The following is a 15,287-nucleotide window of genomic DNA, read 5'->3' as shown; positions in this document are numbered from 1 at the left end:
TCTCAAATCTCAAATCTATCTAGCTGGAAGAAGTCGCGCTGTCGCCGGCTAACTCCGACTGCGATTGGCTGCTGTAAAACCGCTGGCTCATCCCTAAAATTACTTGTTTCATTACCCAATACAAAACAGCAATTACTACAAAAGTTACAGCCATTACTAAAACCGGACGCTTGCCAATCAAATTGTTCATTACGGTGTTAACCAGCGCATCGGGGTTAGTCAGAATGTCCCAACTGTTGAAGCGTATAAATCGCCCTAAATAAATCCCGATCGCCGAAAGTGCGTGTATAGTTATCTCCGTTGCCAGGATAAATCTACTCCAACCCTGTTGCTTCAAATAGTAACCCAAATTCATCACCGACAGCACGTAAGCCCCAAACCCGAGCAGCATAAACACCAGATACTGCGGGATCAAAGCTAGAGCAACAGTCCACACCGAGTACCCCTCTTTAATCTGCTCGATCAGGTGAATGATATCAGTTAAAACGTAGGGCGCATTGGGCAAAAAGGCGATCGACGCCAAAAAACCGCCCCACCAGCGGAGAGAGCGAACTCCGCGCTGCCGCAGTACCCAGATATCTACAGCCATCAATGCCAGCGTAATCGCGATCGCCCCCAAAACGTAAGTTTTGCCGACATCTTGCACAATGTGCTTCAGATAGGCCAAAACGTGGCGCGTGCTGGGCAAAAAAGTAGCGCCCAGGAGAAAGGCCGTACCCCACAGCAGCCAGCGCGATCGGGGTTTGCGGAACAGCAAAAAACTCAGGCCCAGCGGTACTAAAGCCAAAAACAAATTCCAAGACATCCAGCGGACATTGTGTCCCATTGCTTCCAGCGCTTCCAGGATTAATCCCATCATGTCAAGTTTTATACAATTAAAGGTTTGATGCAGCTTCAATCTATCTTAGTCGTTAACTTGTAGGGTGCGTCAGCTTATGGCTCCTGGCTGTGCGCCTGAAAATCAGGATCTGCTGACGCACCCTACCACTGTCGAGTCAATCTAAAATCTAAAATCTAAAATCTAAAATCGACTGACGCACCCTACCACTGTCGAGTCAATCTAAAATCTAAAATCTAAAATCTAAAATCGACTGACGCACGCTACTACTTATACACTTTGTCGATCGGAATCTGAATCCTAAAAGTCGTTCCGCATCCTGTGGACGAAATACACTCAATCTTCCCCTTGTGCTTTTCCACCACAATCGAGTGCGCGATAGACATTCCCAACCCCGTACCTTTCCCCACAGCTTTTGTAGTAAAAAACGGGTTAAAAATGCGATCGACTACCCCCTCGGGAATGCCCGTACCGTTGTCCGAAATTTCCACAATCGCAGTCTTCTGGGCCGTTACACCAGTGAAAATAACAATCCGGCCCTTCTCGATCTGCGATCGTGGAACCGATAACTTTTGATATCGTTCTTCAATAGCATCAATTCCATTAGCAATAATATTCATAAACACCTGATTGAGTTGGCTTGCATAGCACTCTACCGGCGGTAGTTTCCCAAACTCCTTAATTATTTCAATTTCCGGGCGGCTGTCCCGACTCTTCAAGCGGTGCTGCAAAATTAACAAAGTGCTGTCAATTCCCGCGTGAATATCGACCGGCTTCATTGCGGATTCGTCCAGCCGCGAGAAATTCCTGAGCGACAACACAATTTGACGGATGCGGTCGGTTCCTAACTGCATCGAACCCACAATTTTTGTTAAATCCTCAGCCATGAAATCCCAATCTATCTCTTGAATGCGAGCGACAATTTTTGAATTAGGTTCGGGATACTCATGTTCGTAAAGAGTCACCAGATCGAGCAACTGTTTTGTATACTGTTTGAGATAATCAATGTTAGCGTGAATGAAGTTAACGGGATTATTAACTTCGTGAGCGATGCCTGCAACTAATTGCCCCAAAGAAGACATTTTTTCAGTTTGAATGAGCTGAGTTTGAGTAGATTGCAATTCCAGCAGCGCTGACTCTAAATCTCGAGCTTTTTCTCTTTCTCGTCCCTCGCTTTGTCGCAGTGCTTCCTCTGCTTGCTTGCGAGTCGTAATATCCTGGGAAACTCCAATTATTACCTTAGCCTGACCGTCAGCATTCCTGCTAAAAATAGTATCCCGACTTTGCAGCCACAAAAAATGACCGTCTGCTGCCCGCATCCGGTACTCAATTTCCCTAATTTCGCCATCTTCAACTTCTACAAAGCTCGCGTGATGTTTCACGATCGTCAACAAATCTTCGGAGTGTATTAACTGAGGCATCAGTGGCGAATCCATAGCTGTAAGGTCGTCAAACATATAGCCCAAAAGCTCGAGCAGTGAATTATTAGTGTAGGTATTTCGCTGTTCTTCCAAGTCGTAGAGATACAAAATACCGGGAGTAGCCGATGCTACTTTTTGAATGAACTGCTGGCTTTCTTGCAAAGCTAACTCAGCTTGCTTGCGCTCGGTAACATCAACGGCGATGCCGTCCCAAAGAATATCCCCGTTTTCTTTAGCTTCAGGACGCGAATTTATCTGAAACCAGCGAATCTTACCGTTTGGCAGCACCATCCGTCCTTCCCACTGCCAAGGTTGCAGATTTTGGGCTGAAATAGCAACAGATGCGTCATGATTTTGGCGGTCTTCGGGATGAATCAAATTTATTACCAAAGCCGCATTTTTCAGAACATCTTCTGGTTCTAACTCAAAAAGTTCTCGGCAAGCAGCACTTATGTAAGGAAAACTGAAATATCCATCTGCACGCAACAAATATTGATAAATTATTCCCGGCAAATTAGCAGACAGCTTTTGGAATCTTGCCTCACTTTCCCGCAGTGCTTCCTCTGCTTGTTTGGGCTCCGTAATGTCAGTAATTGAACCAACCATGCGGACTGCTTTTCCAGATGCGTCCCACAAAGCTTGTCCCCGACTGAGTATCCATTTGTAGGCGCTGTTATAGCACCACCAGCGGTATTCGATGATGTAATGCGGCGTTTTCTTGTTTAAATGGTCTTGGAGAGCTTGCATTACTAAGGCTAAATCGTCGGGATGCGTACCCTTGTTCCATTCGTCCAAGTAATCGAGAGTTTGGCTGTGTTCGTATCCAGTGATTTCCTTAAATCGCTCGGACAAGAACACTTCCCCTGTTTGCAAGTTCCAGTCCCAAATTCCGTCATTGTTGCCTTTGAGTGCTAACTGCCAGCGTTCTTCAGTTTGCATCAATTGAGCAGTTCTCTGTTTCACTCTATTTTCTAGCTCTTGATTGAGTTGTTTGAGACTTTCTTCTGCCTGTTTGCGTTCGATCGCAATACCTGCTAAATTTATGACCGCTTCTATCAATTGCAGCTCAAAAAAATGGGGGCTGCGCGGTTGGGCATAATACATTCCAAAAATTCCCAGAACTTGACCTTGAGATGAGAAAATAGGAGTAGAAAAGCAAGCTTTCAGTCCAAAACTCAAGGCTAAATCTCGATAATTTTCCCACAAAGGATCGGTGGCAATATCTGTAACGATCACCTGTTGGCGGCTAAAGGCAGCAGTGCCGCAGGAACCGACATCCGGGCCGATGGCTGTGCCGTGAATAGCAGCATTGTAACTGTCGGGCAAACTGGGCGCGGCTCCGTGCAGTAAATGTTCGCCATCTGGAGCTAGAAGCAATATCGAACCTATGACATCTCTAGATTGCTGTTCGATTATTTCAACTAAAGTATTTAAAGTATCGCCCAGAGGAGCGCCCTTAGCAATCATTTCTAAAATTTGTTTTTGACCGGTTAACCAATTTTCAGCTTGCTTGCGCTCCGTAATGTCGCGGGCTACCCACAGAACCGTGTTTTCTTTCATTGGCGAAATGGTAGTGGCAAAGCAAATGTCTTTGTTGTCAATTGGCAGGTTGTATTCTATTGAACGCATCTGCTGTGTGTCGGCGGCAATTAGAATTTCGCTGAGGAAAAAGTCGGCGCGATCGGGCAGCATGATTTCGTGTAGAGTTTTGCCGACAAGTTCTGCCGGCGATTTATATAAAAGTCCAGGATTTGTCGGGGCAATTTTCAGGTAGCGTCCCTCAATATCAATCACCAAAATTACGTCGTTCATGGCAGCGAACAAAGCTCTAAGTTCCGCTTCAGAAGCTTGCAGGGCGATTTCAGCTTGTTTGCGATCGCTAATATCCGTCCCGATACAAAGCAGTCCTGCCAAATTTCCCTTCGCATCTAGTAAAGGTTTATTTGTCCACGCTATCCACACCCTTTCTCCATTGCTGCGGATGTTTTCCTTTTCGTGTTGGAAGTATTTTTCCGGCTGTGCCAAAAAATCTCGAATCATTGCCGCGAGGTCACTCTCGGAGAAATCTGTTTTCGGTATAATTGTGCCGATCGCACTTTTGCCGATGATTTCTGCTTCTGAATACCCGAAAAAAGCTTCACCAAACTCGTTAAAAAAAGTAATCTTGCCTTCACTGTCTAACTGCACAATAATGCTGTTAGCATTCTCAACGAGTTGCCGGTACTTAGCTTCGCTTGAACGCAGTTTCGCACGGCTGTACACCCAGCTAAAAACCCCCACCCCGCTCAAAAGTGCCAGCAAGTCGCCTCCAAAGAGCAGCCACCCCCGATGCGGCGAATTCGCAGGCCATCCTCCTGCCGGAATTGCTGCCAACTGCCAGGAACCGTTGGGCAAAGTCACTTCCAGCACCACGGGATTGTCCTGAAAAATTGACTCGTCACCGAAAAATACTGCGCCGGATGCTCCCCTCCCGTCTTTGCCCCGCAGAGCGTATTGCAGCTTCGCTGAGGAGTCGTTGAGTCCCGCTTCCTCAATCAGGGAATTTTTGTCCACGAACAGGCCTGTCAAGCCCCAGTAAACTCCTGTTTCGGGCTCGGCGCCGGAGGGTGTGAGAAAAATCGGCGATCGGCTGATCAACGTCTCGTCCCCCTCCAATAATTTCACGGGCCCGGCAAGCAAAGTTTTTCTGCTGTTGATGACCTCTTCGACCATTTCCCGCTGTTCGGGTAGCGCCGTCAAGTCAACCCCGATCGCCGCTTCATTTCCGTCCTGCGGATAAATGTAAGCGACCGTGGTGCCTTTAACTAAAGTTATGGCGCGAATGCCCGGTTGCTGTGCCATCAGAATTCTCGCCGTCGCTGCAAACTCGGGTTCGGTGATATTTGGGTTATTGGAAAGGTAAGCCCCCAAACCCCGCATCAAAAACAGCCGGGAATTCAAAGAGCTTTCGAGCTTAGAACGGACTGTGCTGAGCCGATCGAGGGTGCTAGCGCGGTTGTACTGACAAAACCGCTGTTGTTCCGATCGATCTAAAATGCCAACTCCGACCAAAATTGCTATTGATGCCGAAATTGCTGCTAAATAGGGTGAAATTTGAAATTTTTTAATTTTAAAGTATTGCATCTGCCGGCGGTTAAGGTAGATCTTTACGTCTTTAGATAGATTTAGTTTAGTTCCATTCTATAGACAGATGCAAGATTTCCGGGATACCGGGCTTTTGGCGAGCCGGCGCGAGTTTTTTGTGTTCTAGGACGCCCGCCGAACGCCGGCGATGTGTAAACCTCTAATCCTCAATTCTACGGACAAAGTTTTAAATCTCAAATCGACTGACCGAAAGTAATGTGGTCATAAGCCCCCGGATTCATTCCTTCGCAAGCTCAGGACGGGATCGATCTAAAATCTAAAATCTAAAATCTAAAATCGACTGACTCGCCATTTATCGGGTAGGGTGCGCGCTCCCCCACCGCTGTGGTGCGGGGGCGCGCACCCGAAAGACGGGAATTATTAGCTAAAATAGGGTTAGCAATCATTTTTTTCAGCGCTACGGCGGATCATTCATAGGGGCAATTTGATGCAAGAACAGTTGATGGAAGCGATCGCACCTTACCGCGATCGCGTAGATTATCTAGAAGTTCGGCTCGAACAAAGTGAGTCAACTGCGATTAGTTTTCGCGGCCCTCAGTTAGATGCTGTCAACCGCAGTTTTAGTCTCGCCGGCGGCATCCGCGCCTGTCACAAAGGCGGCTGGAGTTTTGTAACTTTTAACGGTTTAGCTGAGTTAAAAAACCGCATTGAAGAAGCTGTCGTTCAGTCTCGTTTGGTTGGCAGCGAAAAAACTCTACTCGCAGAGGTTACCCCGATTCAAGATTATGTAGCGGTGGAATTGGGCCGCGATCCCCGCTCTATTACTTTAGCCGAAAAGCGGAAATTGCTCGAATCTTACAACCAGTTGCTGTTAGATTACGACCCGCGAATTCAGACGACAATGGCCGGTTACAGCGACAGATTCGGGATTACTTATTTTGTGAATTCTCAAGGCACTTGCATCGCTCAAGAGCGCTTGGACGTGACGGGGCGTTTCGGGGCGATCGCCCGCGGCGAGGGCGGTGTCGTCCGCCAAGGGTTTGAGTCGATTCACTCGCGATCGGATTACGATGTGTTGACAAATATTGAAGATCGTGTTAAGAGTGCGGCCGTTCGAGCTGTGGGCCAACTAGAGGCAAAATCGGTGAAAGGCGGTCAGTATCCGGTGATTTTAGACCCTTATTTGTCGGGGGTGTTTATTCACGAAGCTTTCGGGCATTTGTCGGAAGCAGACGGCATTTACGAAAACCCGAAAATGCAGGAATTGCTGACTTTGGGCAAGCCTGTGGCGATCGAACAATTGAATGTAATTGACGACGCAACTGTGCCGGGATTGCCGGGAACTTTGAAATACGACGACGAAGGCGTGCCGGCTCAGTGCAAGCATTTAATTAAAAATGGAGTTTTAACGGCTCGGATGCACAATCGCGAGACGGCGGGCAAAATGGGCGAAAGTCCGACAGGAAATGCCCGGGCTCTGAGCGCTACTTTTATGCCTTTGGTGCGGATGACTAATACTGCGATCGAGTCTGGGGAACATTCTTTTGACGAAATGGTTGCCGACATTGACGAAGGAGTGTATGCAGTGCGGATGTTGGGAGGACAAACCAACGGCGAAATGTTTACCTTTGCGGCGGCTCAAGGGTTCATGATTCGCGACGGCAAATTGGCTGAACCGGTTAGCGATGTCACTTTAAGCGGCAATGTATTTCAGACGTTAAAGGATATTGAGTCTATAGGAAACGACTCGGTTTATGCCTACGGCGGTTGCGGTAAAGGCGGCCAGAGCGGTTTACCCGTAAGCGTCGGCGGCCCCCATTTGCGGATTAAAAATGTCGTCGTCGGAGGAAGGTAATTCATTAGTCATTAGTCATTAGTTATTAGTTCAGGACTTACGAAACTCGTTAAGGTGAGGGCGTGCTCACGCCCTCACCCATCACCTTAAGCGGTTTGGGATACTGACAAGCTGACAAACGACTTAAAATCGGCTATTGACTTTCACTCGCGCTGAGTGCGATGCCGGAGGCTACCGCTACCAAAGGCGTAAATTTCCGCCCATCAATTCGCATTCTGACTCGCTGATAAAAAAACAACACGCTCACAGCTCTTACAGTCAATTGACAACAGTTATAATCAGAATTTTTTAATTATTAAACCTGCTTAAATGCACTAAACTTAACTACTCTCAATATTGATTAAGCAGTTCTCTCAACTAGAGGCTAACTCTCCGAGTGGCAACCATGTAGAAACAGTCAGCCATAACCGAATTAATCGCTATCTCAGACGCTCAAAATTAACTCCTCAGTTGTTGTGGAGTAATGTATCGCTGATTTAATCTCATGTTTATGGTTAAGGAAAAATGAGGAAAGTTAAAACTTTTCCCAAATTCAAGAAACTGAAATTAGGCGTTGCTGATTCACGGTATGAAGCAACTTTTCTCGAAAGTTACAAAACTCACCCTACTTGGCTTATAGCCCTTCCGAAATCTTTAATTCATACCTTAGTTCAGCAACCCCTGAAAATCAAACTCTGGAAGGTCGGAGTCTTCGGGATATGGCAGTTGAAAGTTGAGGTCGGTGAGGCCGTTGAGAGCTTCGGCTAAGTCGTTCGGTGTTTGGGAGGCTTCAGACATTACAGAGAAATTGGGGAAGTGCGATCGCGATCTAGATTCTACCAGGCTTTACCCTCATTTTTTGTTGAATTCTCATTAAGTTGCCTCCCTCTTTACCTGAGCGCGTTGCCTAATGGGAATCTCAATCACAAATTCTGCACCCCGATCGGGCTGCGATAAACATCTCAAATCTCCGCCGTGCTTATCCACCACAATCTGATAGCTAATAGATAATCCCAAACCAGTGCCTTGACCCACAGGTTTAGTTGTGAAGAAAGGACTAAACAGATGCGTTCTTACGTCACTTGTTATCCCCAGCCCATTGTCTTTAACACTGATTCTTACCCAATCGTCATTCAGCATAGAAGTACGAATTGTAATCGTACTAGGATCTTTTTTTATTTGCTCCAAGCTGCGTTTTTTGTCATAGTAATTCAAGCCATCAATGGCATTGCTCAGCAAATTCATAAATACCTGATTTAACTGACAGGCATAACATTCTATTTTTGGCAAATCTCCGTATTCTTGAATAATTTGAATAGGTGGACAATCCGGCTTAGGCTTGAGCCGACTCTGCAAAATGACTATACTGCTGTCGATGCCCTCGTGAATATTAACGGGTTTCATCTCAGCTTCGTCATGGCGCGAGAAGTTCCGCAACGTCAGCACAATCTGACGGATACGTTCTGCCCCTACTGTCATCGAAGACAGCATTTTAGGCAGATCTTCTCTGATAAATTCTAGCTCTATGTTATTAATTAAAGCTTCGATTTCAGGGTGATTATGGGCTTCGTGCTGCTCGTAAAGAGTGATTAAATTTAATAGCTTCTGACTATACTCATTGACATAAGTTAAATTGCCATAAATAAAATTAACAGGATTATTAATTTCGTGGGCAACACCAGCAACTAACTGTCCTAAGCTAGACATTTTCTCAGTCTGAATAAGCTGAGATTGGGTGCGCTGTAACTTTTGCATTGCGACTTCTAGTTGGATAGCTTTTTCTCGCTCTCGCACTTCCGATTGCCGCAATTTCTCCTCTCTTTCTTGGCGGGATCGCTCGTTTTCCTTTAACTGTTGCACGTGGGACAATGTTTTGTTAATTGTAATTTCTAAATCCTGAAAATCTATAGGCTTAGTCAAAAAATCAAAGGCCCCGCCGTTCATCGCCTTTCTAATATTTCCCAAGTCGCCATAGGCAGATATAACTACTATTTTGACCAGAGTAACTAGCTCGTTAAGTTTCGCGAGCAAAGCCATACCATCCATGACTGGCATATTAATGTCTGTCAGTACAATATCTATATCCGGCTGTTCTCGCAACTTTGAAAGCGCTTCTACCCCATTATGTGCAAAAAAAACTTGGTATTCTCCTGTGCGGATTTTTTTCCTAAATTTCTGCGAAATTAAAGATTCTAAATCTGGCTCGTCATCCACAAATAATATTTTAGCTGGCATCTTGAGATCGCTTTCGGTTGTAGGTGACATTTTTTGAACTCCTTGGATTGATTAACTTATCAGATGAGTAATATTTATATACTTTAAATTCTATTATAAATTATTTGAGTAGTGATGAAAAGGCGGATTTCTGCAATGGCCCACTAAACTGCTGGAATATACTCTGAGTTTGGTAGAGGTCGATTGATTAGATAAGGTCGAGTTCAGCCTTAGTTTGTCTGATTGGAATTTCAATCCAGAACTCCGCTCCCTCCCCCACCTCTGAAACACACTTCAATGCTCCGCCATGCTTCTCCAGTACAATTTGGTAGCTGATATAGAGACCCAAACCAGTACCCTGACCTATCGGCTTAGTAGTAAAAAAAGGTTCATAAATACGGTTTTTCACGTCTGCGGTCATTCCCAGCCCATTGTCCCGAATTTGAATGACAACACTGGATTTTTCCTCTAGCAGAACAGTGCGAATAGTAATGGCGCTCTGGAGAGCGGAGATGTCATTGAGTGACCGTTGTTTATTGTACTCATTCAAAGCATCAATCGCATTAGAAAGAATGTTAATAAACACCTGGTTGAGTTCTCCAGCATAGCATTCCACTAAAGGCAGATTGCTGTACTCCTCGATCACATCAATCTCTGGACGTGTTGTCGTTTTTTGAAGTCGATTATCCAAAATCAGCAGGCTGCTTTTGATTCCTTCGTGAATGTCAACAGCCTTTATGTTAGCTTCATCCAGCCTTGAGAAGTTACGCAAAGACAAAACAATCTTGTGAATGCGGTCAACACCACATTTCATCGAAGCCAGAATTTGGGATAAATCTACTATCATAAATTCTAAATCTATGGCTTCAATTTCAGTTTGAATCTCAAAACATGGAGGAGTATACTGCTGCTGATAGAGATGTAACAGGCGCAGTAGTTTTTGGATATAATCACTGAGGTGGCTGATATTGCCAGAGATAAAGTTGGCGGGGTTGTTGATTTCATGAGCAATCCCCGCAACCAGTTGACCCAAAGAAGACATTTTTGCAGTCTGAATGAGTTGAGCTTGGGTCTTTTTTAGCTCTTGCAGAGTTTGTTGTAAATCCTGAGCTTGTTCTCTAGCGCGAGCTTCTGACTGCCGCAAATACTGGTTTTCTTTTAGCTGTTGCACATCGCGCAGCGTTTTGTTGATGGTAATTTCTAAATCCTGAAAATCTATTGGCTTAGTTAGAAAGTCAAAGGCACCAAAGTTCATTGCATTTCTTATATTTTTCATGTCGCCATAAGCTGATATAACTACCGTTTTGAGGGGGATATCTATCTGATTAAGTCTAGAGAGTAAAGTCAGACCATCCATTTCAGGCATATTAAGGTCGGTCACTACTATATCTAGATCCGGGTGTTCTTTCAATTTTTCCAACGCTTGTACGCCATTGTGGGCAAAGAAAAGCTGCCATTCTTCCGCCCGGATCTTTTTTCTAAATTTCTGGGAAATTAGAGATTCTAAATCGGGTTCATCATCCACAAACAGTATTTTTGCTGACATATTAATTTTTATGGGCTAAAAAAAACATAAAAATCTAGCGCTTTTGAAGGGCAGAAGGAAAATGCAATCTAGCAATTTTAACTCGAGTGAGGGACTGCTTTCAATTAGCAGTTAGCAATTACCCATTACTAAATATGTTTCTTTGTGAGTTTACTCCAAATTAATTATTTTATTTTTTAGTCTATCAAAATTAACAGGCTTAGTAATATAGTCATCAGCTCCATAAGCTATTGCGGTTTGGTAATTTGTCTCATCTCCATAAGCGGTAATCATAAAAACTTTTAGAGCAGGAAACTTTTCTTTGAGAATCCTGAGCAGTTCTAGCCCATTCATTCCGGGCATATTAATATCCGATAAAATCAAGACAATAGATGCTTCGTCCTGGTTTTCTAAGTAGTTCAAAGCTGCCTCTGCTGATAGGCAAAATTGAAATTTAATTTGCCCTGCTTTGATTTCTTTCCTAAATTTCTGATTGAACAGTGACTGGATATCTTCCTCGTCGTCTACAACCATTACTTTCATTTTTTTAAATCCTTAATTTCGGCTACTTTTTTGGGCAAGGTGATTATAAACTCTGTGTAATTTTCTACTTCTGTTTCGACTTTTAGTTCTCCTCGATGTTGCTGGACTATAACATCCTGACTGATAGAAAGACCTAGACCAGTACCTTCCGCTGGTGGCTTTGTAGTAAAAAAGGGATTGAAAATTTTATCGAGTACCTCTGGTTTTATACCTGAGCCATTATCGCGAATGCGGATTTCAATCGCCGAACCAATATTTCGAGTTCTAACGTCAAGCAGCGGTGAAAATACTTCTCCCATTTCTTGTTTCTTTTTATAGGCTGCATAGCAAGCATTGCTAATAATGTTAAGAAAAACCCTGCCGATGTCTTGTGGCACGACCTCTACTTCGCCAATTTCATTGTCATAGTCGGTTTCTATGGTAATGTTAAAAGCAGCTTCCTTGGCTCGCATCCCGTGATAGGCTAGATTGATATATTCGGCCAATAAACTATTTATATCTGTAGCTTCCCACTGACCGCTTTGTCCCCTCGAATGCAAAAGCATATTGCCAACGATTTTGTCGGCTCTTTGACCGTGTTGATTGATTTTTTTAAGATTAGCTGTGAGGTCGGTTAATAGCTCGGCAATATCCTCACTGGTTTCAGGATCTAAACGTTCTGCTTGATTTTCAATTTTTTCAAACAGTTCTTCTGTTAATTCAGCAGAAAGTTCTGAGAAATTGTTGACAAAGTTTAAGGGGTTTCTGATTTCGTGGGCAATCCCTGCTGTTAAACTGCCCAGAGAAGCTAGTTTTTCTTGGACAACAATCTGATTTTGCATCGCTCTGAGATTTGCTTCTATCCGCTGGCGCTCTTCAATTTCATTCTGCAATTGCTCGACAGTATGGGTGAGTTCAGATGTACGCTCCTCGACTTTGATTTCTAGTTCTTCATTAGCTGTTTGCAGTGCTTCCTGGGCTTGCTTGCGATCGGTGATATCGCGCACGATCGCCACATATTGTTGCAGATCCTGATTGGAAAGGGAAGCTTCTTGAGAGAATCGGTTTGAGATGGCAACTTCGAGGATGCGCGAGTCTCCATCGGACAAATTGAAAGTTTGTTCGCTGCGACTGAGCCACTGCTCTGGCTGAACCCCTAATCCGGGTAGTAATTTGTTGAGGTGAGACCCCATTAGCCCACGAGCCTCTATTCCGAAGACGCTTTCAGCAGCGGGATTAGTCTGACGAATGACACCATTTTCATCCAGCACTACAATAGCATCAAGGGCAATAGTAAATAGCTGTTCTGCTCCCTCTCGTGCCTCGTCCATTGAGACGACTTGGGGTAAGCTCGTCCAACAGGCAACTGCCACCCCAATAAAAGCAACTGTCACCAGTAGCACTACGAATAAATTCAAGCCAACAGTAGAGTTAGCATATAATTTGAAGCCAAAAATCCAGCCGACAGCGACGGCGCTGACAATCAGCAAGATCAAAATTACAACCTGAAACGCCACAAAATCTGGCATTTTGCTCTTGCTTGTGTTGCGGTAAAGCCGAATCCACCACGACGGATGGAAGGGGGCAAAGGCAATGCGACTTATCCCTGCCTCCACTGCTAAAACGCCAAGGGGAAAAAACAACCCAATGATAAAGTCTTGCCAGCCCCAAGCCAAGCCTCCCACCACCAGAACCACCGCATCTACTACGAAAAAGCCCAGCGACCAGCCAGGCCACCGAACTTCTGGCTGATCCCGCCGCAGCCATAGTGAGAGATGGAACATCATCAGGCAGAAAACCAAGCCAACATTAGTAATCGCCACAAGCCGAGGCACATTTCCCCAAGCTAGACAGATTAAACTGAGAACCAAAACAAAGACAAGGCCAAATCCAAATACACCCCGTCGGGATACAACTGCGAATGTTGGCGAAATAAGCCCATCTACGGCAAGTTGGTACAGCATCCGGGGGCAGTTGGAAACAATTGTCGCGCAACTCAGAAGACAGCTTGCGACGACCAAAAAGGTGACGAGGGTGGGAACCCAGGGCCCCCATAATACCTGACAGGCAGCTAATAAATTCAAGAATACGTCATCTTTCAGACCAGGAGCGGTAGCCAAGCGCATCAGTACCCAAGCGCCTCCCAAAATAACAGGCAGCATCCCCAGTGCGGAAATTTTGAGAAACTGCAACGTTTTAGTAGGGTTGCGGCTATCCGCTACGAAACTGGCGGCGGAGTCACAGCAGTAGAAAATGTAGGTAGCAAAGTAAAACCATTTAGCCCAGTCAATAAAGGTGAATTCCGGCCAAATAGTGGGGAAAAAGCCGGGACTGTTTGACGAAAAAGCTAACCAGAATAGACCCTGAATGGAAAAAACGGATAGTACGCCGACTGTCGGTAACACGAAAAAGGCGTGCAGAATACTTAAGGCGCGAGTGCCGCTGAATGTCAAAATGAAGGGTAGGAGCGTGAAGGTAATATTTAGTAAAGTTTCAGGACAGCTAAAACCTAAACTATTGACGTTGACTTTGATAAGCTGCGTCAGTACGATCGCAGAAATTGGCAGTGTTGATACCCAGCTTAAAAAGTAGCCGATCGCTGCATAGCTTCCCAGACCCGGATAATTTTTCAGCATTCGGGCGGTATAGTTGGGCGTTCCCCCAGCCATGTCTGGGAAATACTCGCCGATGCGTTTTACCTGTAGATTGAGCATCATGCCCATGAGGATACCGGGCAACCAGACGAAGATGGCGCTAGGCCCGATCGCTGCTTGGATCGCTGTGGCGATGGTAAACCAATTGGCGTGACCTGTGAGGCCAAAGCCCGATGTTTCGACGGCACTCAGGCTTCTGGGCAAACGCATGAGCGATCGCCTATTCAGATTTTCTCTTAGGGAAGGCTGAGTTGGTTCTGAGTGGTAGCCGTTTTCCGGCTGGTGTCGGATGTCTGTCGCCATCAGTTTTACCTATTATTTTGGGGATTTTGCTCTCGCGACCCTGATGTTCAGCTTTATAGATTTTAACTTTTTTCCGTTAAGCATTTTTGCTAGTCTTAACTTATCGCAATGCTGCCTTTCCCAGTAAACCATGAAAATCTATCTCAATCCATCTTTAATATTACCAGGACTTGCGCAACTGCCACAGATCCGTGTACCAGCAGCAAAAAATTAGACAATAAACATCTGAACATCGGGAATTTTTAGTTGCTCAATTAAATAATTTGATAGCAGCCCGTGTTTAATTTGATATATTCTTTGACGAGTTTTATCTGCTCAAGTTTTGAACCCAAACCCCACACAAGTTCATGGTAATCAATATGATTTATTGGAATTCTAGCTTGACGGCACTGGCAATATTATCTCCCGGTTAGTTGCTTAATTTCCCTAGGAAATTGCTCAATTTTCCAATGAATAGCACACAGTTTTTGTACGTCCTTCGTGCGGGCTTGAGTTTGGTCGTTAGTCGCGACTGTCAACTTGTCAGTGCCCCGGACTGGTTAAGGTGAGGGCGCCAGCACGCCCTCACCTTAACCAGTTGCGTAAGTCCTGTAGTTATTAGTAGGGTGCGCTTCGGCGCACTTTACTACTACAGATAGTGTAAAAATAGAACGAATGCAGCGTAAGTCCTGTTCTTCCTTCTTCCCTCTTCGTTCTGACTTTATAACTTACGCAAAAAATGGTTCAATCCGCTATTGGTAGAGTTTCTGTGCGCCGATGCGCACCCTACAGATAGAGTTTGTGCATCCAGGACTGTTCCCTCTTCCTTGTTTCTTCAGGGTAAGCTCATCTAATTTGGTATAAATTGTACTTGACAAAAAGGGCAATATATACGATTTGGCATTAGTGATTA

General features: G+C 45.0%; 8 protein-coding genes. 1 reads left to right on the top strand and 7 read right to left on the bottom strand.

Features of this window, described 5'->3' with window-relative positions; translation table 11 throughout:
- Positions 1-19: 19 nt before the first annotated feature.
- Both QUA78_RS14165 and QUA78_RS14160 read right to left on the bottom strand, forming a co-directional pair.
- Positions 20-859 carry a DUF1361 domain-containing protein gene (locus QUA78_RS14165; RefSeq protein ID WP_333304017.1) on the bottom strand — a complete coding sequence of 280 codons (840 nt, stop codon included), beginning with the start codon at positions 857-859 and terminating at the stop codon, positions 20-22.
- A 245-nt stretch (positions 860-1,104) separates the two neighbouring features.
- Positions 1,105-5,382, bottom strand: a complete 4,278-nt coding sequence (locus tag QUA78_RS14160; RefSeq protein WP_333304016.1) for a PAS domain S-box protein — start codon at positions 5,380-5,382, stop codon at positions 1,105-1,107.
- A gap of 448 nt (positions 5,383-5,830) precedes the next feature.
- Between QUA78_RS14160 and QUA78_RS14155 the strand changes: the two genes are divergently transcribed.
- Complete coding sequence (locus tag QUA78_RS14155) at positions 5,831-7,198, top strand: TldD/PmbA family protein (RefSeq protein WP_333304014.1); 1,368 nt, start codon at positions 5,831-5,833, stop codon at positions 7,196-7,198.
- A gap of 645 nt (positions 7,199-7,843) precedes the next feature.
- On the opposite strand, the gene QUA78_RS14150 is transcribed toward QUA78_RS14155, so the two are convergent.
- The 5 genes from QUA78_RS14150 to QUA78_RS14130 form a co-directional block, all read right to left on the bottom strand.
- Positions 7,844-7,975, bottom strand: coding sequence for a hypothetical protein (locus QUA78_RS14150; RefSeq protein WP_333304013.1), 132 nt, complete (start codon positions 7,973-7,975; stop codon positions 7,844-7,846).
- Positions 7,976-8,050: 75 nt separating this feature from the next.
- Positions 8,051-9,412, bottom strand: a complete 1,362-nt coding sequence (locus QUA78_RS14145) for an ATP-binding protein (protein ID WP_333304021.1) — start codon at positions 9,410-9,412, stop codon at positions 8,051-8,053.
- Between the two features lie 187 nt (positions 9,413-9,599).
- Positions 9,600-10,937, bottom strand: coding sequence for a response regulator (locus QUA78_RS14140; RefSeq protein WP_333304012.1), 1,338 nt, complete (start codon positions 10,935-10,937; stop codon positions 9,600-9,602).
- A gap of 150 nt (positions 10,938-11,087) precedes the next feature.
- Positions 11,088-11,450: a response regulator gene (locus QUA78_RS14135; protein WP_333398877.1), complete on the bottom strand. Its 363-nt coding sequence runs from the start codon at positions 11,448-11,450 to the stop codon at positions 11,088-11,090.
- Positions 11,451-11,455: 5 nt separating this feature from the next.
- Positions 11,456-14,395 carry an ATP-binding protein gene (locus QUA78_RS14130; RefSeq protein WP_333304010.1) on the bottom strand — a complete coding sequence of 980 codons (2,940 nt, stop codon included), beginning with the start codon at positions 14,393-14,395 and terminating at the stop codon, positions 11,456-11,458.
- Positions 14,396-15,287 lie beyond the last annotated feature (892 nt).

Origin of the sequence: Microcoleus sp. K4-B3, from assembly GCF_036704615.1 — a bacterium.
In the GTDB taxonomy this organism is placed as follows: domain Bacteria; phylum Cyanobacteriota; class Cyanobacteriia; order Cyanobacteriales; family Microcoleaceae; genus Microcoleus.
This window is presented reverse-complemented; position numbering and strand designations above follow the sequence as displayed.